Here is a 23,623-nt window from a genome sequence, read left to right on the forward strand (position 1 = left end):
CAACTTCGAAGGATATTCGATGGGAACGAAGGATCTGGAACAGGAGATGGAGAGCGCGGTGCCGGAGGATGCCGCTCCGGGGGACGCCGGCGACGCCGCGGAGCCGGATGCGCCTGAGCCGGACGCGGCCGAAGAGGCTCCGGAAACGCCCGGGCACGTGGACGAGGTCGGTCCGCCCGAGTCCGCCGAGGATCTCGGACCGGAGGGAGAACTCGCCGCTCTGCAGGACCGCCACCTCCGGCTCGCGGCGGAGTTCGACAATTTCCGGCGCCGGACGAGAGGCGAATTGAGCGATGCGGGAGAGCGGGCGCGCGCGGAACTCGCCGGCAAGCTGCTCGAAACCATGGATGACCTGCAGCGCGTGGCCGATACGCCGCTCGAGGGCACGACGACCGAGGCCCTGCACGAGGGGATCGGGCTCGTGGCCCGGAAGTTCGCGAAGGTCCTCTCCGACAACGGCGTGGAACCGGTGAACCCCGTGGGCGAGCGCTTCGACCCCAACCTCCACGACGCGCTGATGATGACCCCGACGGACGACCCGGAGCAGGACGAGCTCGTGTCGCACGTCGTCCTCATCGGATACCGGCTCGGCGACCGGCTGCTCCGCCCCGCGCGCGTCACGGTCTACCGCCACGAAGCGGAAGCTTCCTGATCCGATGGCGACGCAGACGAAGGACTACTACAAGATTCTCGGGGTCGCGGAGAACGCGAGCGAGGACGAGATCCGGAAGGCCTACCGCAAGCTCGCGAAGGAGCACCACCCGGACGCGAACGCGGGCGATCCGAAGTCGACGGAGAAGTTCAAGGAGGTGTCGGAGGCGCACGGCGTCCTCTCCGACCCGGACAAGCGCAAGAAGTACGACCGCGTGCGGAAGTACGGCGGCCTCGGCGCGTTCGGACCCGGCCAGCCGGGCGGAGCCCCCGGTGGGGCCGGCAACTTCAAGTTCGAGGACCTGTCCGACCTGGGCGGGATCGGCGGCATCTTCTCCTCCATCTTCGATTTCGGAAAGAAGGCGAAGCCGGAGAAGGAGGGGCCGAAGCGGGGCCGCAACGTCGAATACCTGGTGACGGTGCCGCTCCGCACCGCGGCGCGGGGCGGCCGGGTCGCGGTCACGGTGCCGATCAACGAGGAGTGCGCGACGTGCGACGGGGATGGCGCGGCTCCCGGCACCTCGCTGGTGCGCTGCGCCGAGTGCGATGGCAAGGGCGAGGTCACGTTCGGGCAGGGCGGGTTCTCCGTCACGCGCCCGTGCCCGGTGTGCATGCGCCGAGGGATGGTGCCGGAGACGCCGTGCTCGAGCTGTTCCGGGCGCGGCCAGGTGAACACGCGGCGCAAGCTCAGCGTCAAGGTGCCCGCGGGGGTCGAGAGCGGCTCGCGCGTCCGCATCTCCGGCAAGGGCGAACGCGGTCCGGGCGGCGGCCCCGCAGGCGACCTCATCATCAAGTTCCAGGTCGACCCCGACCGCTTCTTCACCCGCGACGGGCTCGACCTCGCCTGCGAGGTGCCGATCAACGTGGCGCAGGCGATCCTCGGCTCGAAGGTGAAGGTGAGGACGATCGGCGGGAACAAGGTCGTGCTCAGAATCCCGCCGGGCACGCAGAGCGGCACCACGTTCCGGATAAGGGGCCAGGGCATCCGGCGCGGCGACAACCGGGGCGACCAGCTCGTCAAGGTCGTCGTGGAAACGCCCGACCTCTCCGGCGAGGGCCTGAAGACGGTCCAGGATCTCGCGAAACAGGAGGGCCTCTCCTACTGACCCGCGGTGCCGGCCGCCCGTGGCGCCCCGGCGTCGGCCGCCAGCGCCCGGCGCCGACCCTCAGTTCGAGACGATGACGCCGCCGCCGAGGACCCGTCCGTCCCGGTAGAGCACGGCGCTCTGGCCGGGCGTGATGGCCGACTGCGGGACGGGCAACTCCAGCGAGAAGCCGGTCGGCGTCGCCTCGATGACCTCCGCGTCGACGATCGCGGCCCCGTGCCGGATCCGCACGCCGATGCGCTCGCCTCCGTCGGGAGGCTCGGCCAGCCAGTTCGCGCCCTCCGCGCCGATGCGCGAGCGGGCCAGGGAGGCCCGCGGCCCGATGATGACGTCGCGCGACTCCGGCCGGATCTCGAGCACGAACATCGGCTCGGGAAAGCCGCCCGGGAGTCCCTTGCGCTGTCCCACGGTGTAGTGCGCGTAGCCGGGGTGCTCGCCCGCGTCGGAGCCGTCCTCGAAGCGGATGGCGCCGGGTGACAGGGCAGGGTGGTCTTCCGGCAGGTACCGGCGCAGGACCCCTGCGTAGTCGTTGTCGGGGACGAAGCAGATCTCGAACGACTCCGGCTTGTCCGCCGTGTCGAGGCCGAGCCGCCGCGCCTCCGCGCGGACCTGCGGCTTCGTCAGCTCGCCGACCGGCAGGAGCAGGCGGTCGAGCGCCTCGCGGGGCATCCCCCACAGGAAGTACGTCTGGTCCTTGTGGTCGTCCGCGCCGAGGTGGAGTTCCGGAGGGCCGGAGCCGGGTCGGACCACGCGCGCATAGTGCCCCGTCGCCAGCCAGCGGCAGTCCAGCGCGTCCGCCCGCACGAGGAGATCCCGGAACTTCGTGAAGCTGTTGCAGCGGACGCACGGGATCGGCGTGCGGCCGGCCGCGTACTCCGACACGAAGTCGTCGATCACGTCGCGCGTGAAGTCCTCCTCCACGTCGAACACGTGGTGCGGCATGTCGAGCTGGGCGGCGACGGACTTGGCGTCCGCGATCCCGTCGAGGCCGCAGCAGGTGCGCGTCGGTCCCTCGCTGCCGGTGTAGCAGAAGGTCTTCATCGTCACGCCGATGATCGGTCGGCCCTCGCGCGCCAGCAGCGCCGCGGTGAGCGACGAGTCCACGCCGCCGGACATGGCGACGAGCACGGAGTCCGCGAGGCGGCTCGGGGCGATCATGGGGTGGGAGCGCTCAGGCCGTGAGGGCGACGACCCGCGCCGCCACCCGCGCAAGCGCGTCCGCCGCCGCGTCGACGTCCGCCCGGGAGGTGTCGTGGCCGAAGCTGAAGCGCACGGCCGCGTACGGGACATCGCTGGTGATCCCGATCGCGTCCAGCACGTCGGAGCCGACGCTCGAGTCGGAGCCGCAGGCCGATCCGCCCGAGGCCGCGATCCCCTCGAAGTCGAGGGAGACGAGCACGGCACCGCTGTCACACCCCGGAATCCCGATGCTGACGAGATTCGGCATCCGCAGCGGCGCGTCGCCGGCATGGATCCGGGCGTCCGGGATCTCCGCCCGGATCCGCGCCTCGAGGTGATCGCGCAGCGCGGTCCAGCGCGCGACCTCCACCTCGCGGTCCTCGAGCGCGAGCGCGAGCGCGGCCGCGAAGCCCGTCGCGCCGATCGGATTCTGCGTGCCCGGCCACATGGACCGTTCCTGGCCCCCTCCGTAGCTGAGCGGCTCCAGCGTCACCCCCGGCCGCAGGTACAGGAGGCCGATCCCCACCGGCCCGCCGAGCTTGTGCGCCGTCGCCGAGAGGAGATCGACCGGCGTCCGCTCCAGATCGCAGTCCACCTTTCCCAGCGCCTGAACGGCGTCCGTGTGCACGAGCGCCCCGTACTCGTGGCCCAGCTCCACGATCTCCCCCATCGCCTGGACCGTGCCGATCTCGTTGTTCGCCCACATCACCGAGATCAGCGTCGGCGCGTCCGGGTCCGCCGCGAGTTCCCGCCGCAGCGACCCGAGATCGATCGTCCCCGACCCGTCCACGGGAATCCGCGCGACGCGGGCTCCCTCCACCGCGCCGCGGTCCGCCGCCTCGAGGCATGCCTTGTGCTCGATCTCGGAAACGAACACGCGCGGGCTCCGCCCCGAATTCGACCGGACGAAGCCGAGGATCGCGAGGTTGTCGGACTGCGTGCCGCCGCCCGTGAAGTAGATGGATGACCGCGCGCACCCGAGCAGATCCGCGATCCGCCCGCGCGCGACCTCGAGGCAGCGATGGGCCCGCCGTCCCGGGGCATGCGCGCTCGCGGGATTGAAGCCGTGCCGCAGCTCCGCCCCCATCGCCTCCCATACCTCCGGCCGCATGGGCCAGGTCGCCGCGTAGTCGAGGTAAAGTCGCTCTTCTTCCCGCTGTGTCATCGTCGTTTTCGGTCCGGATTCGCCCGTCGAGCAGAGAGCGTCTATTGTGTCGAAGCTTCAAACGACGCCGCAACTCGGGATGGAGTACATGGAGCCACCACGTTCCGCGCCGGGGCCGACCCCCCCGGCGCCAAGCCCCACAGGGCCCACGTCCGACGAGCAGAGCATACCACCGCTCGGGGCCCCGGTGTTCCGCACCACCGTACACGGACTCGCTTTCGAAGACCGCGCCCGCCACCTCGACACGGTAAGTCCGCAGGAGGAACTCCTCCTCATCCCCGACCCGCCCGGAGGCGAACCCGACGATGTCTGGGTCCACATCCGCGATGGCGACCCGGTCGGCCACCTCCCGAGGGAGATCGGCGCCTGGCTCGCCCCCTGGATGCGGCGCGGCGGCGCGGCACGCGTGCAGGTGATCAAGGTGGGCGCCGAGTCGGTCCCGAGCTGGAAGCGTCTCCTCGTCGAGGTTCGCTGCGGCTGACGGCCCCGGCGCCTTCTTGCAGCGGGCGCCTTCTTACAACGAGCGGACTCCGAGGCGTGTGACATCGCTCACGCGCATCGTCTCGTCCGTATGGAACGGTTCCCCGTGCGGTGCGCGGATCAGCGAGCCGTAGTGTCGCGACGCGGTCTCGATGCGTTCGACGAGCGGCTGTCCGGTGGGGAAGATCTCGCCCGCCGCGGTCGAGCCCTGGAACTGTGACGCGTAGCACCGCACCGCCTCGACCTTGCGCTGGAACTGCTCTTCGGTGAGCGGGACGACGAAGGTCGGCTTCACCGCGTCCTCCCGATACGCCATGGCGTAGAGGATCTTCTCCGGCCGCCTGCCCGGTCCGCCGTCGTACTCCCGCAGTCCGGCGAGGAAACAGGCATCGCGGGCAAGTTCGGAGGCGACCCGATGATCCGGATGACGGCCGCGCGGATACGGCAGGATCACGGTCGCCGGAGCGAGGTCCCGCAGGTGCCCCACGACGATCCCCCGCGCCTCCAGCGAGTTCTCGAGCCGCGCATCCGGGAGCCCGGCGCTGACCCGGACCCCGACCCCCAGCGCCGCCGCCGCCCGGTCCGCCTCCTCCGCCCGCAACTCCGGAGTCCCGCGCGAGGCCATCTCGCCCCGCGTCAGGTCCAGGATCCCGGTCCGGTACCCCTGTTCCGCCGCGCGCGCCAGCGTCCCGCCGCAGGTGAGCTCGGCATCGTCCGGATGCGCCGCGATCGCAAGGAGGTCCAGAGGTGGTTCGGTCATCGGGCGGTCAGCCGCTCGCCTTTCGGTCGCCTACTCGTAGCGCAGCGCTTCGATCGGATCCAGCGCCGCGGCCCGCGAAGCCGGGTAGAGTCCGAAACCGATCCCGGTGAGCACCGATGCCGCAAGGGCCGCCACGATGGACCACAGCGGCACGACCGCGGGCAGCGGCGTCAACCCGTTCACGGCCCACACGATCGCGCCGCCCAGCAGCATCCCGGTCGCTCCACCGAGCAGCGTGAGCGTGGCCGCTTCGACCAGAAACTGCCACATGATGTCCCGCCGCCGGCCGCCCATCGCCTTCCGCAACCCGATCTCCCGCGTCCGCTCGGTCACGGAGATCATCATAATGCCGATGACCCCCACGCCCCCGACCATCAGCCCGATGCTCGAAAGGCCGACCATGGCCGCAAACAGGACCCCCGTGAGCTGCCCCCACAACTCCAGCAGCTGGTCTTCGGTCATGATCGCGAAGTCGTCCTCCTCGCCCGGCTTCAGGTTTCGGAGCTGCCGCATGCGTGCGTGGGTCGCATCGATCGCCATCTGCAGTTCCATCTCGGGCTCCGGCCGAACCACGAAGCTGATCATGCGATCCCAGACTCGCAGCACCTTGTCGGCCGTCGCGAACGGCACCCACACCCAGTGCGTCGCCAGACCGGCGAAGAGGTTGGGCGCCACCCGGTAGATCCCGATCACCCGGAAGACGGCGGCCTCGTTGCCCCGCCCGATCCGGATCTCCCGGTCGAGCGGGTCGCGGTTCCCGAACAGGTCGACCGCCGTCGCCGAATCGATCACCGTCACCTGTGCCCGCCGGTCGGCTTCCGCCCGCGTGAACCAGCGGCCAGCCATGATGTCGCCGCCGTCGATCTCCAGATAGTCGGCGCCGGCCCCCAGGAGCGAGATCTCGACCCGTTCGCTCTCGACCCTCGCCTCGTAGCTCTCCTGGCTCAGGTCCACGAACGCTGCGGCGCTCAGGATCCCGGGTATGCGGCCCAGTTCCTCGGCCCACTGCGGATCGAGCGGGTCATTCTTGAGAAAGTCGGGCTCTTCTTCGTCGAGCGGGCCCGCCAGATTGGTGGAGGTGAAGTCGAAGTGAGCCACCCAGAAGGTCGTGATGCCGCGCGGCGACATGAGTTCCGAGAAGCTGCCGTTGATGCCGGTGATGACCGCCGCCATGACCATCACGACGAGCACGCCGATCGTCACCCCGAGAATCGTCAGGCAACTCCGGACCTTGTTGGCTCCGATCGAGTCGAAGGCGACCGCGATCCCCTCGGTGACCGTCGCATGGAAACCCATCCCGCCGCCACGGCGCGCCCTCATGACCTACTCGTGGCGCAGCGCTTCGATGGGATCGAGGGCCGCTGCCCGCGAGGCCGGGTAGAGTCCGAACCCCACCCCGGTGAGGATCGAAGCGAGCAGCGCGGCCAGGATCGACCACAGCGGCACGACTGCGGGCAGGGGTGTCCACTGGTTCACGCCCCAGACGAGCAGGCCCCCGATCAGCATCCCCGTCGCCCCGCCGAGCAGCGTGAGCGTGGCGGCCTCGACGAGGAACTGCCACATGATGTCCCGCCGCCGGCTGCCCATCGCCTTGCGCAGTCCGATCTCGCGGGTCCGTTCCGTCACCGAGATCATCATGATCCCGATGACGCCGACGCCCCCGACGAGGAGGCCGATGCTCGACAGACCCACCATGGCCGCAAACAGGATGCCCGTCAGCTGGCCCCACAGCGACATCATCTGGTCGGAGGTGATGAACGCGAAGTCGTCCTCCTCGCCCGGCTTCAATCCGCGCAACTGCCGCATGCGCGCGCGGGTCGCGTCCAATGCCGTCTCGAGATCCGTGTCGGCGTCCGGCCGCACCAGCAGGGCGACCTGGCGGTCCCACACCCGCAACACCTTGTCCGCCGTCGGGAACGGGAGCCACACATAGTGCGTCGCCAGGCCCGCGAAGAGGTTGGCCGGCGGGCGGTACACGCCGATGACCCGGACTCTGGATCCTTCGTTGCCTCGGGAGATCCGGATGTCGCGTCCGAGCGGATCCCGGCTCCCGAACAACCCCACGGCCGTGGCCGAGTCGATGGCGACGACCGCGGCGCGCCGATCCGCCTCCAAATGCGTGAACCAGCGGCCCGAGATGATGTCGCCGCTCGAGATCTCGAGGTAATCGGCCCCCACGCCGTAGAGGGAAATCTCGACGCGCTCCGATCCCACGCTCGCCTCGTAGCCCGACCCTGCCAGGTCTACCATCGCCGCCGCGCTACGGATTTCCGGAATCCGCGCAATGTCCTTCGCCCACTCCGGTTTCAGAGGCGGGTTCCTGAAGAAATCGTTCTCCGCATCGTCGAGCGGACCGGCGGTGAAGTCGAACGACGAGAAGTCGAAATGCACGACGTTGAACGTCGTCATCCCGTTTGGGGCGACCAGGTCCGAGAAGCTCCGGTTGATCCCGGTGATGACCGCAGCCATCACCATTACCACGAGCACTCCGATGGTCACGCCGAGGATCGTGAGTCCGCTCCGCACCTTGTTCGCGCCGAGCGAATCGAAGGCGACGGCGATCCCCTCCGTGATCGTCGAGACGAAACCCATGCCACCCCGGCGCGACGCCTTCATTGCGGCAGCGTCACTCGAACCTGAGGGCTTCGATCGGGTCGAGCCGGGCCGCCCGATACGCGGGATAGAGTCCGGAGGCGATACCGACGCCGAGTCCGAGAACGAGCGAGACGATCATCGCGGGAACCGAGACCGCTGCCGGGAGCGACCAGAGTCTTTCGACAAGGAACGCCAGCCCGAATCCGGTCCCGATGCCGAGCGCCGCCCCCGCGATCGAGAGGGTGGAGGCTTCGGTCAGGAATTGGAACAGAACGTCCCGCCGCCGCGCCCCGAGGGACTTGCGGAGTCCGATCTCTCGCGTCCGGTCCGTGACCGAGAGCAGCATGATGTTCATGATCACGATCCCCCCGACGACGAGCGAGATCCCGACCAGTCCGGGCAGAGCGGTCATGAGGATGCTGTTTATCGTCGCCCATACGTCAAGCACGGCGCTGGACGTGTCGATGCCGAAGTCGTTGGGCTGGGACGGCCGCAGCCGGCGGTAGGTCCGCATCGCCCCCTCGACTTCGGCCATCGCCGGTTCGAGTTCCTCGGCCGAATTGACCTTGACCGTGATGCCGTCGACCTCCAGCCGCCGGCTCGTCACCGTGCGCTGAAAGGTCTCGAACGGGATGAGGATGGCGGCATCTCGGATATTCCCCGCGAAACCGCCCTGCTCCTCCAGGACGCCGACGACCCGGAAGCGGTGTCCTCCCGCCCGGATGCGCTTGTCGATGGGCGAGGTGGTGGGGAAGAGCCGCTCGGCGATCTGGGATCCGATGACGGCGACCGCGAGCGCCTGGTTATCGTCGATGGCGGTGAGGCCGCGGCCTTCCTCCACGTCCCACCCCTGGACCGCCTCATATTCCGGCGAGCCTCCGATAATGCGCACATTGCGCCGCTCGTATTGACCGTAACGAACCGATCCGGCGAACGAATTGGCGTAGTAGGCGAGGTAACGGGCGTTCGGCGCCGCGTCCTGCACGACCTCCACTTCGCGCATGGTCAGTTCGGGATTGCTCCGCCACCGCCGACGCTCCGCTTCGTCGATCTCCCCGGTCTGAATCTGCGGCCGCCGGACGACGGTGAAGGTGTTCACGCCGAAGAGGGAACCGGCGAAGTCGTCCCGCACGTAGCTGTTGATGCCCTCGACGATCGCGATCACGGCGATGAGGAAGGTGATCCCGATGCTGATGCCGAGGAGCGCGAAGAACGACTTCAGCTTCTGCGCCCGGACCTGCTGCAGCGAGAGGCGGATGCCCTCCCAGAATCTCATCGGCGGGGAGTCGCGCGGCCGCTAGCGGCCGCCGTCGGCGGGGGGCGTGGGCGGCGGCGCCCACGGGTTCGAGATGGGACGCCGCGTTCCCGGAGCCGGAGGCGCGGCCTCTGGCGGCACCGGGTCCATCGGAGCGGCCGTCGGCGGCGGTGCCGGAGCGGTCTCCAGGGGTGGCGCCGGCGAGGGAGCGGGCGGGAGCTCGGCCTCCCGGGACGGTGCTGGAGCGGGCTCGGCCTCCGGGGACGGCTCGGGCGCGGCCTCGGCCTCCGGGCTCGGCGGCGGGTCCGCCGCGGGCGGAGCCGCCGTGGGCTTCTTGAGGCCGCGCGCGAGGTAGTAGTCCACCGACATCTGCGCCTCGACCTTGCCGTCAACGAGCGTGATCACGCGCTGGGAGCGGGCCGCGATGTCGTACTCGTGCGTGACCATGATGATGGTCTGGCCGTTCTCGTGGAGCGTGTCGAAGACATCCATTATCTCCTCGGAGGTCGAGGAGTCGAGGTTGCCCGTCGGTTCGTCCGCGAGGAGGATCGAGGGGTCGTTGACGAGCGCCCTCGCGATGGCCACGCGCTGGCGCTGACCGCCGGACAGTTCGTTGGGCTTGTGGTCCATCCGGTCGGCCAACTGCACGATCTCGAGCGCGTGAGCCGCCCTCCGCTGCCGGTCCTTGCTCGATACCCCCGCGTAGATCAGCGGCAACTCCACGTTGTGCAGCGCCGTCGCCCGCGGCAGGAGGTTGAACGTCTGGAACACGAAGCCGATCTCGCGGTTTCGAATCCGGGCCAGGTTGTCGTCGCTCAGATCCTGGACCGCCTGCCCGTTGAGGACGTATTCCCCGCTCGTCGGGGAGTCGAGGCAGCCGATCATGTTCATGAGCGTCGACTTGCCCGAACCCGAGGGCCCCATGATCGACACGTATTCGTTCCGGAGGATCTCGATGTCCACACCCGCCAGCGCGTGCACCGTCTCCGTGCCCATCACGTAGTCCTTCCGGAGATCGCGCGTGACGATCATCGACGTCATCTGTCCGTTCCCGCTCATCGTCCGTCCTCTCCGTTGACCGCGGCATCGCTCCCTCCGCTGCCGCTGTCGCCGTTGACGGAGGCCGCGGGGGCCGGCCCGTCGATCCGGATCCGGCTTCCGTCGCTGAGTTCGCGGATCGCCTGGAACGAGCCGGAGACGACCGTCGTGCCAAGTTCGATCCCGGACACGACCTCGAAATAGTTCTCTCCGGCGATGCCGATCTCCACGGGCCGGAAGCGGACGATGTCACCCTCCACGACGAAGACGCCCTCGATATCCCGCACCGCGTCGGAGCCCGGGGCGCTCGGCAGATTCTCGTTCGGGATCGCCTCGTACTCATCCGCATCCATCAGTGTCAGCGCCGTGATGGGGATGCTGGGTACCTGATCACGCGTGGCCGTGATCACGTCGGCCGTGGCCGAAAGATCGGGCCGGATCCCCTCGGGGGGCGCGCGCAGCTCGATCTTCACCTCGAAGTCGATCGCCTGGGCCGAACCGCCGGACGTGGCGGGATTCAGCGGGACGATCGAGCTGTTGCCGATCTCGGTGACGGTCCCCACGAAACGGCGGTTCGGAAAGGCGTCGATCTCGACGTAGGCGGAGTCGCCGATCACGATGTCGGGCACGTCCGTTTCGTCCACCTCGATCACGGCCTCCATGACGGAGAGGTCGGCGACCGTCAGCAGCACCGTACCCGGATTGTTCATCGTTCCGACGATCGCGGTCTCGCCGCGCTCGACGTTCAGCCGCGTGATCCGGCCCGACATGGGCGCCCGGATCGTCGTCTTCCCGAGCCGGTCGCGCTCCTGCGCGAGGTTCGCCTCGGCCTGTTCGACCTGGTACTGGGCGGCTTCGAGAAGGCGCGACTGGACATCGGCGTTCGTCACCGCCTGCTCGACCTCGGCATCGGTCACGAAGTCCGTCCCGCGCGCCTGAAGCGCCGTCATGCGGTCCGCGTCCCGCTGGGCCTGCTGGTAGGCCGCATCCTGCTGGGCTCGGCTGGCCTGGGCCTGCGCCAGCGCGGCCTCGGCACGCTGCACGGCGGCCCGAAACAGCTCCGGGTCGATCTGGAGCAGGAGGGCCCCCTCCTCCACGTCCTGCCCTTCCTCCACCGGGAGTTCGATGATCCTCCCGGCGACATCCGTCGTAATCTGAACCTGCGTCTTCGGTTCTATGTGGCCCGTCGCGGAGACGTCGTCGATGAGATCGCGCAGCCCCACGGCCTCCACGCGGACTTCGACGGCGCCACGCCCTTCCCGCTGCATGGCGAGGAATCCCATGGTCGCGAGAAGCCCAACCACGACGACCGCGATGATCGCTTTCTTCATCCTGTACAACGACCTTTATTTCGAGACTCGGCGGGCGGTCCGGGCGACAGCATGGCCCGCCCCCGGATGTACTTCATCGGTACGTCACGGGTACGTCGAGGCGACCCGCGCGGTTTCACCCTGCTAACCGGCCAGACCGGCGAGGAGACCCGAGAACACCGCGATCGCCGCCACGAAGATCAGGTAGAGCACGAGCAGGTACGTCGTGCCCGCCGCCACGGACCGGCCCGGATAGAAGCGGCTCACCGCCACCCCCAGCACCCCGCAGGTCCAAACAGAGAAGACGTTGATTCCGTTTAGGAACCTGCCGATGAACCCCTCCATCTCGGGCAGGAAGAGACCGGGCGAGAGCGTCGTGATCTCGGCGCCGACCGCCATCAGCCCGATGGAGACGACACCGCCCGCCGTCCCAATGTACGAGGCATGCGCGGCGGCGCTCAAAAGCTGCTTGAAACTGGCTTCGCCCCCGAGGATGACGTTGAACGCGATGAGGAGGAGTCCCGCGACGAGCGAGAGTACGATGGGCGTCGCGATGAGCACGGTCACGATGCCGCCGACCGGTCCCTGCGACATGGCGCCGTCGACTTGCTGCTCGAGGAGCGCCGGGTCCTGCACGAACCTCTCGAACTGGGCTTCCATCATGTCCCGCATAACCTCTTCCGGGACGATGACAGGGGTCAGCAACTGCAGCGCGATGCTCAGGCCGATCAGCGCCAGGGTGGCGCCCATCCAGGCCGGCCGCTGGCGGAGTGCATCGAACAGCGCCGCCGGCGAGACGAAGACCTGCACGATGCGCACGGGCAGGGAGGGGATCGCGTGCTCCTCCACCGATGCGTCGGACGATTCCGGATGGTGTTCCATCTTCTCCTCCAGTCTGTCTCAGCCCTCGTCTGGTCCGTCTCAGCCCTCGGTCGGGGCGCGCAGGGCCTCGCGGCCCGCGGCGTCCACGACGCGGAGCAGCCGGTCGTCCGCGTCGAGCCATACCCGGTGCCGGGCGCCTTCCACGTCCACCTCGTAACGGGTCGCGTCCACCGACTCGTCGCCGAGCGAAACGCGCTCCTCCGTCCACCCGGTCAGGCGCGCGGTCACAGTCCGGCCGTCCAGGGGCAGGATCGCTTTCATGCGCCCGTCCGGCGCGTCTCTGAGCGCACGCACGAGGACGAGATAGTGGTGCGCGATCCCCGGCTCGAGAATCGCGGCCGCATCCTGGACCGGATACTCCTTCCAGCGCTCGCCCTCCGGGGTCGCGAAGTGGAAGCGGACCCGGTCGGGGAAGCGCTCCCCGCTCACAACAGCCGATACACCTTCGCGAATCTCGTATTTCACCGGAAGCAGGTCGAGGTCCAGCTGGAGCCGCACCTGCCAGGCGGCCCGCTGCACCCTCTCGACGCTGGCGAACGCGTTCACCGTGGACCCGGTCTGCCAGATCCGGAAGCGCTCCGTCCCCACGCGGCGCCCCGCTTCGCGCAGGTACAGATGACCGGCGTCGAGTTCCTGCGCGGCCAGCGGAAGGGGGTCCGGAAGGCCGGCGAGGAGCGGACTCAGCAGGAGCGCCCCGAGCACCCGTACCCTGCGCGATGACCTCACTCTCTTCTCCACTCTTCGCCTCGTTCCCGGGCCGTTTGAGAACCGGTTGAGACCGATGCCGATCCTCGACTCACGGTGAAGTTACAAGGCTGCGCGGACGGGAGCGACGAAGAATGCCGGAGTGGGTGGGTTCGGCCTCGGTGATGTCGGCGGCGGTGATGGGGCTCGACGTGCGGGCGGTGAGCGTCGAGGTGTCGCTGATCAGGGGGACGCCGATGATGCAGATCGTCGGTCTCGCGCAGAGCGCCGTCCGCGAGGGCCGTGAACGAATCCGGGCCGCCGCGGCGCAGCTGGGCCTTCACGTTCCCGGGCTGCGAATCACGGTGAATCTGGCGCCGGCGGACCTCCCCAAGACGGGGGCTGCCCTGGATCTGCCGATCATGCTCGGGATCCTCTGCGCGAAGGGGGATCTCCCCCGGCGTGCCCTCGACGGGACGCTGGCGGTGGGCGAACTCGGGCTCGACGGTTCGCTGCGCTCGATCGGGGGCGCCCTTCCCATCGCGCTGTTCGCGGCCGCGGATCCTCGTGTCTCGCGCCTCCTCCTGCCGGCCGCGAATCTGCGGGAAGCGTCGGCTGCGGAAGGGGTCGCCGTGGGCGGTTCGGAATCGCTGACGCACGTCCTCACGGCCCTGAAGCGCGGGTCCCGGTTGCCTCCCCCGTTGGCGCTCCTGCGTCCCTCCGTTCGGAGCTCGGGCGAGTCCCGGGCCGAGAACGGCGGGTTCGACCTTTCCGCCCTGAAGGGGCAGCCGGCGGCGAAGCGGGCGCTGGAGATCGCGGCCGCGGGCGGACACAACCTGCTCCTGTCGGGCTGCCCGGGCTCCGGAAAGACGAGTCTCGCACGCTGCCTCCCCGGCCTCCTCCCTCTCCTCGACGTCAGGGAGGCGGTGGACGTGACGGCGATCCACAGCGTCGCCGGCCTCCTGGCCGACGGTTCCGGACTCAAGCGCGCCCGGCCCTTCCGGGCGCCGCACCATTCCATCAGCGAGGCCGGGCTCATCGGCGGCGGGAGCCGCCCGCGCCCGGGCGAGGTATCGCTCGCGCATCACGGCGTGCTCTTCCTCGATGAACTCCCGGAGTTCGGCCGCCGCACGCTGGAGGCCCTGCGCCAGCCGATCGAGGAAGGGCAGGTGCGGATCGTCCGCGCGGCCGGGGCCGCCTGCTTTCCCGCCGAGTTCACGCTCGTGGCCGCGATGAACCCCTGTCCGTGCGGCTTCCGGGGCGAGCCGGGCCGCTGCCGCTGCCAGGAGGAAAGCGTGCAGCGCTACCGCCGCCGGGTCAGCGGACCGCTCCTGGACCGGATCGACATGCTCGTCGAAGTTCCGGCCGTGCGCTGGGAGGAACTCGCGGATGCGGCGCCCGGCGAGACGAGCGCGGCCGTGCGGGCCCGGGTGTCGAAGGCCCGCGCCCACGCCGCCCGTCGCCACGGAACGACGAATGCGCGGATCCCGCCCGTCCGCCTCGAGGAGGCGTGCGGGATCGACCGCGGCGGCCGCTCGCTCCTGAGGAAGGCCGTGACGCATCTCGGCCTGACGGCCCGCGGCTACCACCGCGCGCTCCGCGTCTCCCGGACCATCGCGGATCTGGAGGGACGGGCCCGCGTATCCGAGGACCACGTCGCCGAGGCGATCCGTTTCCGCGGACCCAGCTAGCGTCGCGCGGCGGCCGGGAGCTCGGCGCAGAGGCCGGCTTCCACTGGCTCGGAGGCGGGAGCCTCGCCCCTTCCGAGCGCGAGGAAGTTCCCGAGCAGTCGGCGTCCCCCCGCCGTGAGCACGGCTTCCGGATGGAACTGCACGCCCCACAGCGGCCACGACTCGTGCTCGAGGGCCATGACTTCGCCCTCCTCCGTGCGGGCCGTGACCCGGAGGCCGGCCCCGGGTTCGCCGGGATCCACGATCAGCGAATGGTAGCGGGTGACCTCGAGCGGCGAGGGGAGGCCCGCAAACAGCCCTCGCCCTTCGTGCCGGATCGCCGACAGGCGGCCGTGCATCGGATGCGCGGCCCGGAGGACGCGTCCGCCCGTCGCCGCGGCGATACACTGGTGTCCGAGACAGACGCCGAGAATCGGGATCTCCGCGCCCACCGCCCGGATCACCCCGACGGAAGCGCCGGCTTCGGCGGGCGTGCAGGGACCCGGCGAGATGACGATGTGCGAGAAGCCTTCGTCCCCGAGGGTCCCCGGCTCGACGTCGTCGTTGCGCCGCACGCGCACGGTCTCCCCAAGTTCCTCGAGATACCGCGCGAGGTTGAAGGCGAACGAATCGTAGTTGTCGATGAGGAGGATCATGGCAGCCGCAGGATATGTTGCCCCCGACGCCCGGTCGAGGCTCTTCGTCGCCGTCCTCCTCCCCTCCGCGATCCGCGCGGAGCTGACGCGCGCGACGGCGGCGCTGCGGGCGCTGGAGGGGGTGCGGCCGGTGCGCCGGGAGCAACTGCACCTCACGCTGCGGTTCATCGGAGAGGTCGACCGCGGCCTCGAGGCGCCGCTCGCACGGGCGATCTCCGCCGCGACCGGGGGGCTGCGGCGCTTCCCGATCCGGCTGCGCGCCGCCGGCGTCTTCCCGTCCCACCGGCGTGCCCGCGTCCTGTGGGTCGGCGTCGAGGAGGCTCCGCCGCTCTCCGCGCTGCGGCGATCCGTGGAGGAGGCCGTGGTGGGTGTCGGCGTGGCCCCCGATCGGCGTCCCTTCCGCCCGCACGTGACGGTGGGCCGAATCCGCCGCCCCCGGCCACCCGTAGGTTTGGCGGGGGCCATCGCGGGTGTCCGCTTCGAGGCCACGGTCGACGTCCGGCACGTGTCACTGATGCGGAGCGAACTTCTCTCCAGCGGAGCACGGCACACCGAAGTCGCCGCCTGCCGACTGGCGGGCGGCGCCGATGACGCCCGGCGCGCACGGCGCTAGCTTTTCCTCTTTACCCGATTCCGGTCGGAGGCGGTCGACATGGGGTTCTTCCGGAAGCTCTTCACAGGCCTGGGTTTTCTCATTTTCCTCCTGATTCTGCTGCTCGCCGGCTGGATCTTCCGGGAGGACATCGAGGCGTGGCTCTCGAACGTCGGCGCGGATGAGATCGTCGTCGTCGAGTCCGCGCCCGAATTCGGCCCCGAGGCGGCGGCGGACGTGGACGCGGCGCTGCAGGAAGTGGCGGCCGGCGGCGGGGCGGCCGAGACGCGGTTCACCGAGACGGACCTTCAGAGCTACGTTCGCTACGAGTTGACCCCCCGGCTGCCGGCGGGCGTCGGCGAGCCCGCCGTCGAACTGCGCGACTCGACCGTCGCCTTTTCCGTCGTGCTCGACTTCACCCAACTCCCGATCGCCGCGGACATGGCGGAGAGCCTGGCGACGATGCTCGGGGATTCCGCCCGGGTCGCCGGAGAGGTCCTCCCGCGGGTGGGGGAGAGCGGCGAGGGGGGGCTTCACATCGTGAGTCTCCAGGCGGGCGTCCTCCCGGTGCCCCCGATGATGCTCGGCATGGCCGCGCAGCAGTTGGGGTTGCGTGCGGACGGACGAACCGTGCTCTTCGACATCCCCGAGACGGTCGTCGACGTCCGGGTGGAAGACGGGGAGATCATCCTCCTGATGAATCGCTAGCAGCGGAGTTCCTCCGGCCATGGCTGAGAAGTTCCTCAACTACGTCGCGGGCGAGTGGGTCGCGCCCGCCACCGGCGAGTACATCGAGAACCGGAACCCGGCGCGCACGTCGGACCTCATCGGCCTCTTTCCGGACGCCGGCGCGTCGGAGCTGGACGCGGCCGTGGCCTCCGCGCAGCGCGGCTTCGAGCGGTGGTCCAGGACGCCGGCCCCGGAGCGGGGTCTGGTGCTGAAGACGGCGGGGGACCTGCTCACGCGGCACAAGGAGGACCTCGCGCGCACGGCCACGCGCGAGATGGGCAAGGTGCTCGACGAAACGCGCGGCGACGTCCAGGAGGCCATCGACACGGCCTACTACGCAGCGGTGGAAGGCCGGCGCCTCTTCGGACGGACGGCGCCCTCCGAGCTGCGGAGCAAGTGGGCGATGTCGTTCCGGCGTCCGATCGGCGTGTTCGGGATCATCACCCCCTTCAACTTCCCGGTTGCGGTCCCGAGTTGGAAGATCTTCCCTGCGCTGCTCTGCGGGAACAGCATCATCTACAAGCCCTCGGAGGATGTGCCCCACAGCGCGCACCGGTTCGTGGAAATCCTGCTCGAGGCCGGCCTGCCGCCCGAGTGCGTGCAGTTGCTGCACGGCCGCGGGGAGACGATCGGACGCGCCATCGTCGAACACCCCGGCGTCCCCGGGCTCTCCTTCACCGGATCCACCGAGACGGGCAGCCGGATCGGCGAGGTCGCGGGGCGGATGCACAAGCGTCTCTCCCTCGAGATGGGCGGCAAGAACGCACAGATCGTCATGTCGGATGCGGATCTCGACCTCGCCCTCGAGGGCGTGTTGTGGGGCGCCTTCGGCACGACGGGGCAGCGCTGCACCGCGACGAGCCGGCTCCTCGTGCAGAGCGAGGTCCACGACGAGTTCGTGGAGAGACTGTGCTACGAAGCGCGCTCCCTCCGCCTCGGCGACGGGCAGGAGGCCGGCGTCGACGTGGGTCCGCTCATCCACGAGGCGGCTCGCGAGAAGTGCGAACGCTACATCGCGATCGCCCGCGACGAGGGGGCGACGGTCGCGACGGGGGGCGGGCGGCCGGCGGAGAGCGGCCTCGCCGACGGCTGGTTCTTCGAGCCGACGGTTCTCGCGGGCGTCGAACGGGAACACCGGGCCGCGCGCGAGGAAATCTTCGGGCCGGTGCTCTCCGTGATCCGCTTCGACACGATCGACGAAGCCTTCGATATCAACAACGAAGTTCCATACGGGCTCTCGTCGTCGATCTACACGCGGGATGTGACCGCGTCCTTCCGCGCCGTGGAGGAACTCGACAACGGCATCACCTACGTGAACGCGCCCACCATCGGCGCGGAGGCGCACCTCCCCTTCGGCGGCGTCAAGAACACGGGCAACGGGCACCGTGAAGGGGGGTGGGAAGTCTACGAGTTCTACACGGAAACGAAGGTGGCGTACGTCGATTACAGCGGCACGCTGCAGCGCGCGCAGATCGATGTCGATTGGTGAGACGGGGAGGTGAGACCGCGTTGAGGTCCTTCCGTACATCACAGAGTGCGGCCGGCCCGGATTCGGGTGACACCGGGCCGCGAACGGGACCGCCAAGCACCGGCTTGTGGAACAGGGAAGGGTGGAATGGAGGAACGACCGACTGAAGGAATGGAGGAGGGCGCCGCGGAGCCTCGGCGGGTCCGCAGGTTTCGGGCTCCCACGATCCGGGCGCGGCGGGGTCGCGACGCGTCCGTCGGCCGGTGGATGTGGGAATGGACCAAGTCCATCTTCGTCGCCCTCGTGCTGTTTCTCTTCATCCGGACCTTCGTCGTGGAGGCCTTCCAGATCCCGACCGCCTCGATGGAGAACACGCTTCTGATCGGCGACTTCCTCCTCGTCAACAAGATGGTGTACGGAGCCGAAATCCCCGGCACCGACCTGGAGCTTCCCGCCTTCGGCGAGCCCTCGCGCGGCGACGTCATCGTGTTCGCGCCGCCCGAGTCCGCCGAACAGCCCCCGCGCACGAACTACGTGAAGCGGATCGTCGGAATGCCGGGAGATACGCTGCGCATGCGGCGGGCGCGGCTCTTCGTGAACGGGGTTCCGTTCGAGGAGCCCTACGTGAAGGCCGCGTCGAACTTCCCCGACGCCCCGAGCCCGAAGTTCGCGTGGCAGCGCCGATTCCTGACCGATGGCGCGCGCCGCTCCGGGGCGGTGACGACGCGAAACAACTGGGGTCCTCTCGTGGTGCCCGGAGACAGCTACTTCGTCATGGGCGACAACCGGTCGAACTCCGAGGACTCCCGCTACTGGGGCTTCGTGCCCAGGGATGCGATCCGGGGGAGACCCTTCCTGGTGTACTATTCGTACGCTCGCGAGCCGAGGGGCCCCTGGTCCTGGCTCACCGAGATCCGCTGGGGCCGGATTCTGCGCGGCGTCGACTGAGCTCGACCCGGAATGGTCCGCATATTCGAACGCTACCTGACGGACATCGGTCGCGAGACCCTGCTCGACGCGGAAGCCGAAGTGGAACTGGCGCGGCGAAGTCGGGCCGGCGACCAGGCGGCGCGGGTACGGCTCGTCAGCGCGAATCTCCGCTTCGTCGTGTCGGTCGCGCGCGGCTACCGAGGCCGCGGGGTTCCGTTGGCCGACCTCGTGAACGAGGGGAATCTGGGACTCGTGCGCGCCGCCGACCGGTTCGATCCGGAGCGCGGCGTCCGTTTCATCAGCTACGCGCATTACTGGGTGCGGCGGGCCATGACGCAGGCCATCGCCGACTACGGCGATCATCGGCCGCGCGGCGAACCCGGCCCGCACCGCTTTTCCCTCGACGAGATGGCCCCCGGGGGCACCTGCACCTTCGAGGAACTCCTGGCGGACGAACAGGCGCCCGAGCCCGGAGCCGGACTGATTCGGGAGCGGCTGCAGGACGCCATCGAGGCTAGCCTGGCCGACCTTCCGCCGCTCGAGTCGGAGGTCGTGCGCCGCTACTTCGGTCTGGGCTTCGAGCGACCGCAGACGCCGACCGAGATCTCGGTGGCCCTCGACGTGTCCCGCGAGCGGACGCGCCAACTCAAGGAGCGCGGCCTTGCGCGGCTGCGCGCGGGCGCCGAGCGGTCCGGGCTCGTTCGCCATGTCGGCGACGGCGCGCCCCGGGCCGGAAACGCCCCGCGCAGGGACGGGTCGCCCTCTCGTCCCGCCTCTCGCCTCGTTCGAAGAAGCGCCTCCACACGCGATTGACTTCATGCGAAGCGCTGAATAGCTTCACGGGCTATCATTTTCACGCGCTCGGCATCCGTCCCGCCGGGCGGTTTTTTTGAGGTGGGCAGAACGAATGAAGACGTACTCGGTGAAGGCGGGGGAGATTGAGCGGGACTGGTACGTGGTCGACGCCGCGGATCAGGTTCTCGGCCGTCTCGCGACGAGGATCGCGTCCGTCCTTCGCGGAAAGCACAAGCCGATCTACAGCACGCACCTCGACACCGGCGACTACGTCGTCGTGGTGAACGCGGAGCGTGTGCGGCTGACGGGGAACAAGGCGGATCAGAAGGAATACTTCCGGCATTCCGGCTACATGGGCGGAGAGCGCTTCATTCCCTTCCGGCGCATGCTCGATCGGCACCCCGACCGGGTGATCAAGCTGGCCGTGAAGGGCATGCTGCCGAAGAACACGCTCGGACGGCAGATGCTCGGAAAGTTGAGAGTGTACGCGGGGCCGGAGCATCCTCACGCGCCTCAGCGCCCGCGCCCCTTCGACGCGATCGCGGAATAGAGCGGCAGCGCGCCCGGGGACGACGGAGCGCACAGGGACTGCCAGGGAGACGAGAGTTGGCGGAAACGGAACAGGTCCAGTCGGTCGGACGTCGGAAGAAGTCGGTGTCCCGCATCACGATGAAGCGTGGCGTGGGCACTGTGAATGTGAATGGCCGGGCGTTCGAAGAGTATTTCACGATCCCGCGACACCGTTCGCTTGTCGCGGCGCCCCTCGACGTCACCGGGACGCGAGCGTCGTACGACATCGCCGTCCGGGTCCGCGGGGGAGGCATCACCGGCCAGGCGGAGGCCACGCGCCTGGGCATCGCGCGCGCCCTCCTCGCGATGGATGAGGACCGCCGGCGCACGTTGCGGTCCCACGGCATGCTGACCCGGGATCCCCGCATCGTCGAGCGGAAGAAGCCGGGTCGTCCCAAGGCGCGCAAGCGCTTCCAGTTCTCCAAACGATAGCGGGAAGGCGGAAAGCCGAGCGCATGGGCGTCGAGTTGCAGGACCTCCTGAAGGCGGGCGTACACTTCGGACACCAGACACATCGCTGGAATCCGAAGATGCGCAAGTACATCTTCGCCGAGTGCGGCGGGATCTACCTCATCGATCTCAAGAAGACGCAGCGGGAGCTCGAACGGGCTCACGAACTCGTGCGCGAGACGATCGTCGGGGGCAAGTCCGTGCTCTTCGTCTGCACGAAGCCCCAGCTCGCCCGCGTCGTGCGGGGAGAGGCCGAGCGGTGCGGTTCCTTCTACGTCACGGAACGCTGGCTCGGCGGGATGCTCACGAACTTCCAGACGATCAAGAAGAACATCGCGCGCCTGAAGGAACTCGAGCGCGGCGTCGAGGAGGGGGCGTTCGAGTTCTACACGAAGAAGGAACGGCTGCTCCTCGAGCGGGAGCGCCAGAAGCTCGACCGTTATCTGTCCGGCATCAAGGAGATGTCACGGCTGCCGGGGCTCGTGTTCGTGGTGGATTCGACCCGCGAGGACATCGCGGTGCGCGAGGCGAACCGCCTCGGCATCCCGGTCGTCGCGATCGCGGACACGAATGCGGATCCGGATCTCCTCACGATCGCCATCGCGGGCAACGATGACGCGATTCGCTCCGTCTCCCTGATCACGCGCTCGGTCGCGGATGTCGTGGAGGCCGCGCGCCGCGAGATTCCGGAGGTGGGGCGGGAAGAGGCCGAGTCGCAGGCGTACACGTATTCGAGCGACGCCGGCGGGGTCGCCGACGCCGCCGGCAGTTCGCGCCGACGGAGGCCGAGGCGAAAGCCGCGTCCGGAAGTCATCGCACAGCGGCTGCACCATCCGGCCGTGATAGAGAGCGCCGAGGGTGGAGCCGAGCCGGCCGAGGGCGAGGCGAAGGCCGAAGCGGCCGACAACCCGGAGCCCGAGGCGGCCGATAACCCGGAGCCCGCGGCGGACGCCGGATCGGAGGGTGCCGAAGCGGCAGTTGCCGGAGAGGTGGAGTCAGAAGAGAAGTGACCGCAAGGGGCCACTTCGGTGGCCCTTTTTTTTGGCAAGGAGATATGGAAACCATGACGCAGATCACGGCCGGGGCGGTGAAGGCTCTCCGCGACCGGACAGGCGCCGGGATGATGGACTGCAAGCGCGCGCTCATCGAATCGGACGGAGATACGGAGCGGGCCGTGGACCTGCTCAGGAAGGCGGGCGCGGCGAAGGCGGCGAAGCGCGTGGCGCGCGCGGTTTCGGAGGGCACGATCCGCATCGCGATGCGCGACGGGTCCGCTTCGATGGTCGAAGTGCTGAGCGAAACGGACTTCGTCGCGCGCAGCGAGGCGTTCGAGGACTTCTCGCGGGACCTGGCGGACCGGCTGCTCGACCTCCCGGTGCCGGACGGGGAGACCGTGCAGGGTGCGGCTCTGCTTCAGTTCGAGGGGGGAGACGCGATCGAGAGCCGCCTCAACGAGCTGCGGGTCCAGGTCGGAGAGAACGTCCAGGTCGGACGCGGCGTGCGCTACGATCTCGGTGCGGACGGGGCCTTCGCGTCCTACGTCCACTTCGGGAATCGCATCGGCGTGCTGCTGGAGGTCTCGGACTCCGGCGACGCGGCGACGGAGGCGGCCCGCGGGATCGCGATGCATGCCGCGGCCACGAATCCCCGGGGCGTGTCGCCGGACGACATTCCCGAGGCGGAGGTCGAACGCGAGCGCAAGCTGCTGACCGAACAGGCGCTGGAGCAGGGCAAGCCGGCCTCGATCACGGAGAAAATCGTGGAGGGCCGCATGCGCAAGTTCTACGAGGAGAACGCGCTCCTCTGGCAGGCCTACGTGCGGGATCCGGACCTGACGGTGAAGGACGTCCTGGGCAAGGCGGGAGAGGACCTGGCGGTTCGGCGGTTCGTCCGCTTCGAGGTGGGCGGCTGAGTTCCGACGGGATTCCCGGGGGCGCGGGCGAACTGAAGTATCGCCGCGCCCTCGTGAAGCTCTCCGGCGAGTCGCTCGCCGGGAACCGGGGGTTCGGCATCGATCCGCCGGTCATTGAGGAACTCACGCACGAAATCGGTCGCGTCCACCGGAGCGGCGTGAGCCTCGGGCTCGTCGTAGGCGGCGGGAACATCATGCGGGGCACGGTGGCGAGCGCGCGCGGCATGGATCGGGTGAGCGCGGACTACATGGGCATGCTCGCGACCGTGATCAACGCGATGGCGCTTCAGGACATGCTCGAACAGTCCGGCGTGGAGACGCGGGTGATGTCCGCCATCCGGATGGAGGAACTCGCGGAGCCTTACATCCGGCGACGCGCGCTGCGCCATCTCGAGAAGAGAAGGGTCGTGATCTTCGCGGGAGGTACGGGAAACCCGTATTTTTCCACTGATACGGCGGCCGTGCTCCGGGCGATCGAGATGGAAGCCGACGTGATCATGAAGGCGACGCGGGTCGACGGCGTGTACACGGCGGACCCGGAGACCGACCCGGATGCCTCGCTTATCGACGAGATCGGCTATCTCGAGGTGATGACCCGTGAACTCGGCGTCATGGACGCGGCGGCGATCTCCCTGTGCAAGGACAACTCGCTGCCCATCGTCGTCTTGAACATCAAGCGGCCGGGTGCAATCCTGGCAGCGTTGCAAGGCGAGAGGATCGGAACCCTCGTCGCGTAGGCATTAGGG

Annotated in this window: 24 protein-coding genes and 1 pseudogene; 14 read left to right on the forward strand and 11 right to left on the reverse strand. The window is 69.2% G+C overall.

Going from position 1 to position 23,623, the window contains the following annotated elements:
• Nucleotides 1–19: 19 nt before the first annotated feature.
• Both ACQY5G_RS08605 and dnaJ read left to right on the forward strand, forming a co-directional pair.
• On the forward strand, nucleotides 20–652 hold the full coding sequence (locus tag ACQY5G_RS08605) for a nucleotide exchange factor GrpE (RefSeq protein WP_428103809.1): 633 nt from the start codon (nucleotides 20–22) through the stop codon (nucleotides 650–652).
• A 4-nt stretch (nucleotides 653–656) separates the two neighbouring features.
• Nucleotides 657–1,757, forward strand: coding sequence for a molecular chaperone DnaJ (dnaJ, locus tag ACQY5G_RS08610; RefSeq protein WP_428103811.1), 1,101 nt, complete (start codon nucleotides 657–659; stop codon nucleotides 1,755–1,757).
• A 60-nt stretch (nucleotides 1,758–1,817) separates the two neighbouring features.
• On the opposite strand, the gene mnmA is transcribed toward dnaJ, so the two are convergent.
• Nucleotides 1,818–2,915 carry a tRNA 2-thiouridine(34) synthase MnmA gene (gene mnmA, locus ACQY5G_RS08615; protein WP_428103813.1) on the reverse strand — a complete coding sequence of 366 codons (1,098 nt, stop codon included), beginning with the start codon at nucleotides 2,913–2,915 and terminating at the stop codon, nucleotides 1,818–1,820.
• A 13-nt stretch (nucleotides 2,916–2,928) separates the two neighbouring features.
• Nucleotides 2,929–4,101 (reverse strand): cysteine desulfurase family protein, encoded by a 1,173-nt coding sequence (locus tag ACQY5G_RS08620; protein ID WP_428103814.1) that lies wholly within the window; start codon nucleotides 4,099–4,101, stop codon nucleotides 2,929–2,931.
• A gap of 46 nt (nucleotides 4,102–4,147) precedes the next feature.
• Between ACQY5G_RS08620 and ACQY5G_RS08625 the strand changes: the two genes are divergently transcribed.
• On the forward strand, nucleotides 4,148–4,582 hold the full coding sequence (locus tag ACQY5G_RS08625) for a hypothetical protein (RefSeq protein WP_428103816.1): 435 nt from the start codon (nucleotides 4,148–4,150) through the stop codon (nucleotides 4,580–4,582).
• Between the two features lie 33 nt (nucleotides 4,583–4,615).
• Here the strand turns inward: ACQY5G_RS08625 and bshB1 are convergent, their stop codons facing one another.
• The 8 genes and pseudogenes from bshB1 to ACQY5G_RS08665 form a co-directional block, all read right to left on the reverse strand.
• Nucleotides 4,616–5,341: a bacillithiol biosynthesis deacetylase BshB1 gene (bshB1, locus tag ACQY5G_RS08630; RefSeq protein ID WP_428103818.1), complete on the reverse strand. Its 726-nt coding sequence runs from the start codon at nucleotides 5,339–5,341 to the stop codon at nucleotides 4,616–4,618.
• A 30-nt stretch (nucleotides 5,342–5,371) separates the two neighbouring features.
• Complete coding sequence (locus ACQY5G_RS08635; protein WP_428103820.1) at nucleotides 5,372–6,661, reverse strand: ABC transporter permease; 1,290 nt, start codon at nucleotides 6,659–6,661, stop codon at nucleotides 5,372–5,374.
• Between the two features lie 3 nt (nucleotides 6,662–6,664).
• Nucleotides 6,665–7,957: an ABC transporter permease gene (locus tag ACQY5G_RS08640; RefSeq protein WP_428103822.1), complete on the reverse strand. Its 1,293-nt coding sequence runs from the start codon at nucleotides 7,955–7,957 to the stop codon at nucleotides 6,665–6,667.
• 10 nt (nucleotides 7,958–7,967) lie between these two features.
• A complete protein-coding gene (locus ACQY5G_RS08645; RefSeq protein WP_428103824.1) occupies nucleotides 7,968–9,212 on the reverse strand; it encodes an ABC transporter permease in 1,245 nt (414 codons plus the stop codon).
• A gap of 345 nt (nucleotides 9,213–9,557) precedes the next feature.
• Nucleotides 9,558–10,232: pseudogene (locus tag ACQY5G_RS08650) on the reverse strand (ABC transporter ATP-binding protein); the annotation flags it as partial.
• Nucleotides 10,233–10,246: 14 nt separating this feature from the next.
• Nucleotides 10,247–11,560 (reverse strand): efflux RND transporter periplasmic adaptor subunit, encoded by a 1,314-nt coding sequence (locus ACQY5G_RS08655; protein ID WP_428103827.1) that lies wholly within the window; start codon nucleotides 11,558–11,560, stop codon nucleotides 10,247–10,249.
• A 123-nt stretch (nucleotides 11,561–11,683) separates the two neighbouring features.
• The gene (locus ACQY5G_RS08660; protein ID WP_428103830.1) at nucleotides 11,684–12,421 is read right to left on the reverse strand and encodes a YIP1 family protein; all 738 of its coding nucleotides are present in this window, start codon (nucleotides 12,419–12,421) and stop codon (nucleotides 11,684–11,686) included.
• Nucleotides 12,422–12,460: 39 nt separating this feature from the next.
• The gene (locus ACQY5G_RS08665) at nucleotides 12,461–13,147 is read right to left on the reverse strand and encodes a hypothetical protein (protein ID WP_428103832.1); all 687 of its coding nucleotides are present in this window, start codon (nucleotides 13,145–13,147) and stop codon (nucleotides 12,461–12,463) included.
• Between the two features lie 113 nt (nucleotides 13,148–13,260).
• On the opposite strand from ACQY5G_RS08665, the gene ACQY5G_RS08670 reads away from it, so the two are divergent.
• Nucleotides 13,261–14,796 (forward strand): YifB family Mg chelatase-like AAA ATPase, encoded by a 1,536-nt coding sequence (locus tag ACQY5G_RS08670; protein WP_428103834.1) that lies wholly within the window; start codon nucleotides 13,261–13,263, stop codon nucleotides 14,794–14,796.
• Here the strand turns inward: ACQY5G_RS08670 and ACQY5G_RS08675 are convergent.
• Entirely contained in the window at nucleotides 14,793–15,431 is a 639-nt protein-coding gene (locus ACQY5G_RS08675) for an anthranilate synthase component II (RefSeq protein WP_428103837.1), read from the reverse strand. The genes ACQY5G_RS08670 and ACQY5G_RS08675 overlap by 4 nt on opposite strands.
• Between ACQY5G_RS08675 and thpR the strand changes: the two genes are divergently transcribed.
• The 10 genes from thpR (at nucleotide 15,430) to pyrH (ending at nucleotide 23,614) form a co-directional block, all read left to right on the forward strand.
• Entirely contained in the window at nucleotides 15,430–16,044 is a 615-nt protein-coding gene (gene thpR, locus ACQY5G_RS08680) for an RNA 2',3'-cyclic phosphodiesterase (RefSeq protein WP_428103839.1), read from the forward strand. The two genes, ACQY5G_RS08675 and thpR, sit on opposite strands and share 2 nt — an antisense overlap.
• A 39-nt stretch (nucleotides 16,045–16,083) precedes the next feature.
• On the forward strand, nucleotides 16,084–16,731 hold the full coding sequence (locus tag ACQY5G_RS08685; RefSeq protein WP_428103841.1) for a hypothetical protein: 648 nt from the start codon (nucleotides 16,084–16,086) through the stop codon (nucleotides 16,729–16,731).
• A gap of 19 nt (nucleotides 16,732–16,750) precedes the next feature.
• Nucleotides 16,751–18,241 (forward strand): aldehyde dehydrogenase family protein, encoded by a 1,491-nt coding sequence (locus tag ACQY5G_RS08690; protein ID WP_428103843.1) that lies wholly within the window; start codon nucleotides 16,751–16,753, stop codon nucleotides 18,239–18,241.
• 246 nt (nucleotides 18,242–18,487) lie between these two features.
• Nucleotides 18,488–19,168, forward strand: coding sequence for a signal peptidase I (gene lepB, locus ACQY5G_RS08695; RefSeq protein ID WP_428103845.1), 681 nt, complete (start codon nucleotides 18,488–18,490; stop codon nucleotides 19,166–19,168).
• Between the two features lie 12 nt (nucleotides 19,169–19,180).
• The gene (locus tag ACQY5G_RS08700; protein ID WP_428103848.1) at nucleotides 19,181–19,963 is read left to right on the forward strand and encodes a sigma-70 family RNA polymerase sigma factor; all 783 of its coding nucleotides are present in this window, start codon (nucleotides 19,181–19,183) and stop codon (nucleotides 19,961–19,963) included.
• 94 nt (nucleotides 19,964–20,057) lie between these two features.
• Entirely contained in the window at nucleotides 20,058–20,495 is a 438-nt protein-coding gene (gene rplM, locus ACQY5G_RS08705) for a 50S ribosomal protein L13 (RefSeq protein WP_420614562.1), read from the forward strand.
• 119 nt (nucleotides 20,496–20,614) lie between these two features.
• On the forward strand, nucleotides 20,615–20,947 hold the full coding sequence (gene rpsI, locus ACQY5G_RS08710; protein ID WP_428278672.1) for a 30S ribosomal protein S9: 333 nt from the start codon (nucleotides 20,615–20,617) through the stop codon (nucleotides 20,945–20,947).
• Nucleotides 20,948–20,970: 23 nt separating this feature from the next.
• Nucleotides 20,971–21,975, forward strand: a complete 1,005-nt coding sequence (gene rpsB / locus ACQY5G_RS08715) for a 30S ribosomal protein S2 (RefSeq protein ID WP_428103851.1) — start codon at nucleotides 20,971–20,973, stop codon at nucleotides 21,973–21,975.
• Between the two features lie 53 nt (nucleotides 21,976–22,028).
• Complete coding sequence (gene tsf, locus ACQY5G_RS08720; RefSeq protein ID WP_428103854.1) at nucleotides 22,029–22,877, forward strand: translation elongation factor Ts; 849 nt, start codon at nucleotides 22,029–22,031, stop codon at nucleotides 22,875–22,877.
• A 53-nt stretch (nucleotides 22,878–22,930) separates the two neighbouring features.
• A complete protein-coding gene (pyrH, locus tag ACQY5G_RS08725) occupies nucleotides 22,931–23,614 on the forward strand; it encodes a UMP kinase (RefSeq protein ID WP_428103856.1) in 684 nt (227 codons plus the stop codon).
• The last annotated feature ends 9 nt before the right edge of the window (nucleotides 23,615–23,623 follow it).

This window comes from Candidatus Palauibacter sp. (genome assembly GCF_965261555.1).
Taxonomy (GTDB): Bacteria; Gemmatimonadota; Gemmatimonadetes; order Palauibacterales; family Palauibacteraceae; genus Palauibacter.